The sequence below is a fragment of the Streptomyces calidiresistens genome (assembly GCF_014141525.1).
In the GTDB taxonomy this organism is placed as follows: Bacteria; Actinomycetota; Actinomycetes; order Streptomycetales; family Streptomycetaceae; genus Streptomyces; species Streptomyces calidiresistens.
Window position 1 is genome coordinate 1 of record NZ_VKHS01000682.1, and the last position, 2,957, is coordinate 2,957.

The 2,957-nt window shown below is 69.8% G+C and carries 2 protein-coding genes; one reads left to right on the plus strand and one right to left on the minus strand.

Annotation, left to right across the window (positions count from 1 at the left end; translation table 11 throughout):
• The first annotated feature begins 127 nt into the window (after positions 1-127).
• On the plus strand, positions 128-676 hold the full coding sequence (locus tag FOE67_RS21395) for a DUF4262 domain-containing protein (RefSeq protein ID WP_182666470.1): 549 nt from the start codon (positions 128-130) through the stop codon (positions 674-676).
• A 464-nt stretch (positions 677-1,140) separates the two neighbouring features.
• Here FOE67_RS21395 and FOE67_RS21400 read toward each other — a convergent pair whose 3' ends face one another.
• Positions 1,141-2,940 carry a type IV secretory system conjugative DNA transfer family protein gene (locus tag FOE67_RS21400; RefSeq protein WP_228474144.1) on the minus strand — a complete coding sequence of 600 codons (1,800 nt, stop codon included), beginning with the start codon at positions 2,938-2,940 and terminating at the stop codon, positions 1,141-1,143.
• Positions 2,941-2,957 lie beyond the last annotated feature (17 nt).

The following is a 2,957-nucleotide window of genomic DNA, read 5'->3' on the forward strand; positions in this document are numbered from 1 at the left end:
GTCTTTGAGCGTGGGGGTGGTGGGGCGGTGCGAGAACACTCCTTGTCTCCCTCGACGAGACCTTTTGTGGGAGAGGGCGGGGAGCCCCGCCGGTGTCTCCTGCGGGCGTGACCCGTAGCCTCGGGTCATGTCCCGGGCTTCCTTCGAGTGCCGCTGCGTTCTGTGCCACGACTACGGTGATCGGGAGGAAGCGGACGAACTCCACCTGACGGTTCTCGAGAACGTACGCCGGTACGGCCGGCACGTGATGATGGTGGCGGGGGACGAGGTCGCTCCCGGCTTCGCCTACACGATCGGTCTGGCCCACACCCACGGCGTTCCCGAGTTCGCGGTGTTCGGGCTCGATCTCCCCACCATGCACCGGATGATGAACGCCTTGGGAGACAGGGCCGTGGACGGCGCCGGGTTCGGGAACGAGGGGGAGCGGCGGGAGGTGGCGGAGGGCCGTCGGGTCGTGTTCAAGAGCGCCGACCTGCGGTGGTACCGGACCTTCTTCGGGAGGGCCATCGGCTTCTATCGACGTCCTCCCATCTCTCTGTTGCAGGTGACGTGGGCCGATCCGGCCGGTTGTTTCCCCTGGGAGGAACAGGCTTCCCCGCAGCATCGGGAGTCGCAGCCTCGGCTGTGGCTGCCACCGGAGGATCACCCGTCGGGGGTGTGGACCGCGGAAATGTGAACCCACCGGGCCGCGAGGAGAGAGGTCCCCATGGCCGCCGATGACGGTACGGGACCGGCGAGCTATTCGGAGATGATCCGTCAGCCCCGCTGGAGTCCCGGAGCGGTGCTATCCCTGAGCGGATACGGTCGCTTCCGGCGCCGAGCCGGTCACGGCCGCAAGGGTGATCCTTCGACTCCTTCATGGCGAAATCGCTGCCGACGTATGGGGTCAGCCGCGGGCCACCGGGAGCCGTGGCTCCTCGATCGGCTGCTCCGGGGATCGCTGAGTTGACGGCAGGAGGGCGGTCCGCACGATCTGCAGGGCTGCTCTGTCATCGGGGCGCTGGGCCCTGCCGTTCCGCCGTTGTTGGTTCCGGTATCGAGGGGGCAGGGGCTTTTTCGGGCTGTGAGTGGGGGCACCGGGGGTGAAGAGCGGCCATGCACCTTTCTCGGGGCGGGTCGACACAGGGGGGACAGCCCCTTTCAGGCCGCCGGTCCGTAATCATCCCGACGTGGAGCGGCCTTGGCGATGGCGCGGGTGGTGATGGCTCTGGAGGCGCGGGCGGAAGCGGCGGAGAGCTCCTCGGCGCCGGGTTCGGCGTACCAGGGGCGCAGGTCGAGCATGGCGGCGCGCAGGCCGGTGGCGAAGCACAGGGCGGTGCCCTTGGGCAGGGCGCGGATGGCGTCGGCGGGCAGGATCCGTTCCTGGCGCATGGACACGGAGGTCGACCTGCCGGACTCGGAGTGGGAGGTGGAGGTGGTCTCCACGTCGTGGTCGCCGATGAGGCGGGAGAGTTTGTCGGCGAAGTCGGGGTCGTCGATGCCCGCCCCGATGACCTTGATGGTGGAGGCGGACCACATGGCGTCCATCCCGGCGTCTCCCCAGACCTTCTGGCCCTGGCGGTAGGACTGCAGGATGGTGATCGGGATGATGCCTCGGCTGCCGAGGTGGGAGTACAGGTCCGGCAGGTCGCTGATCTTGCAGACGTTGGCGGCCTCGTCCAGGATCGCCAGCATCGGCGGGTCCAGGCGCCCGCCCGCGCGCTCGGCCTGCGCGGTCGCGGCCCGCATCACGGAGTCCGCGCACGCGGCGATCAGTGCGCTCGCTCCGCCTCCGCCGTCCTTGGAGAGCAGGTAGAGGGTGTCGGTGGAGGTGACGAAGTCGGCGGGCCGGAACTCGGGGACGTCGCTTTGCGGGGTGACCCAGGCGGCGATCTCGTTGTTCAGCAGGGCTGCGGCGTACTGGCGGGCGGTTTCGTAGATGCCGTCGCGGGTCTCGGGTGGGCCCTCGACGGTTCCCTTGAGCTGGGCGGCGACAGCGGTGAAGTCGTGGTCGCGCAGGATGTCCAGCGGGGTGCGGTCGGCGGGGAAGGCCAGCCACCGCATCACATCGGTGATGGGACGGGCGTCGAGGGCCGCGGCGAGGAAGAGTTGGGAGAGGATGTTGGATCCGGCCTTGGACCAGAAGTCGCCCTGCTGGTTCGCGTCCACCGAGGCGGCCAGGAAGTGCCCGGCGAGCCGACCGGCGCCGTCCAGGGTTCTGGCGTCGGCCAGGGGGTTCCACCACATCCGGCGGTCCGCGTGCGCGATCTGCTGCGGATCCATCGACCACACCCTCCCCATCCGGGCCCTCGCGTCGATGGTCGCGGTGTAGGCGTCGCCCGCCGCCTTGTTCGAGGTCAGCAGGACCGGGCCGGGCGCGTTGAGGATCGAGGGGACGGCCAGGGAGGTGGTCTTCCCGGAGCGCGGGGCCATGATCGCGACGGCGACGTCCTCGTAACCCATGCGGACCTCGTGGCGGGTGCCCTGGAGGTTGCCCAACAGCACGCCGGTGTCCTCGGGCGCGATGCGCCTGGCCGTCTTCAGGCTCGGCCGCAGGGAGCGGGCCTTGGCGGTGATCGATTTGGCCGTCAGTGGCTCGATGTCCCTCGGCTTGGCCATGCCGGTGATCTTCTTCTTTCGTCCGCCCCCGTTGGCGGTGTGGCGGGACCACAGGAGGGCGGCCGTGGCGCCGAGCGCGAGGAGGACGGTGATCGGGATGACGCGGGTGCCGATCAGCAAGGGGACTTCCCCGACCCCGGGCCAGAGCCGTTCGGGGTGCAGCAGCGCGTCGGTGGGCTGGTAGGGAGCCCATGCGTCGGTGTCGGTGAGGTGGGCGGTGAGGTTGCCGCCCAGCCAGGCCAGGTGGGACAGCGGCACGGCGATGACCATGGCGACGAGCAGGACACGGAAGGCTATGTCGTAGCCGTCGCCGGAGGTGGAGGGGCGGGAGGGAGAGGACAAGGAAGCCCGCTTCCGGG

Excerpts from the sequence above, each read along its gene's own strand:
- FOE67_RS21395 (WP_182666470.1), top strand. The coding sequence starts at position 128 with ATGTCCCGGGCTTCCTTCGAGTGCCGCTGCGTTCTGTGCCACGACTAC.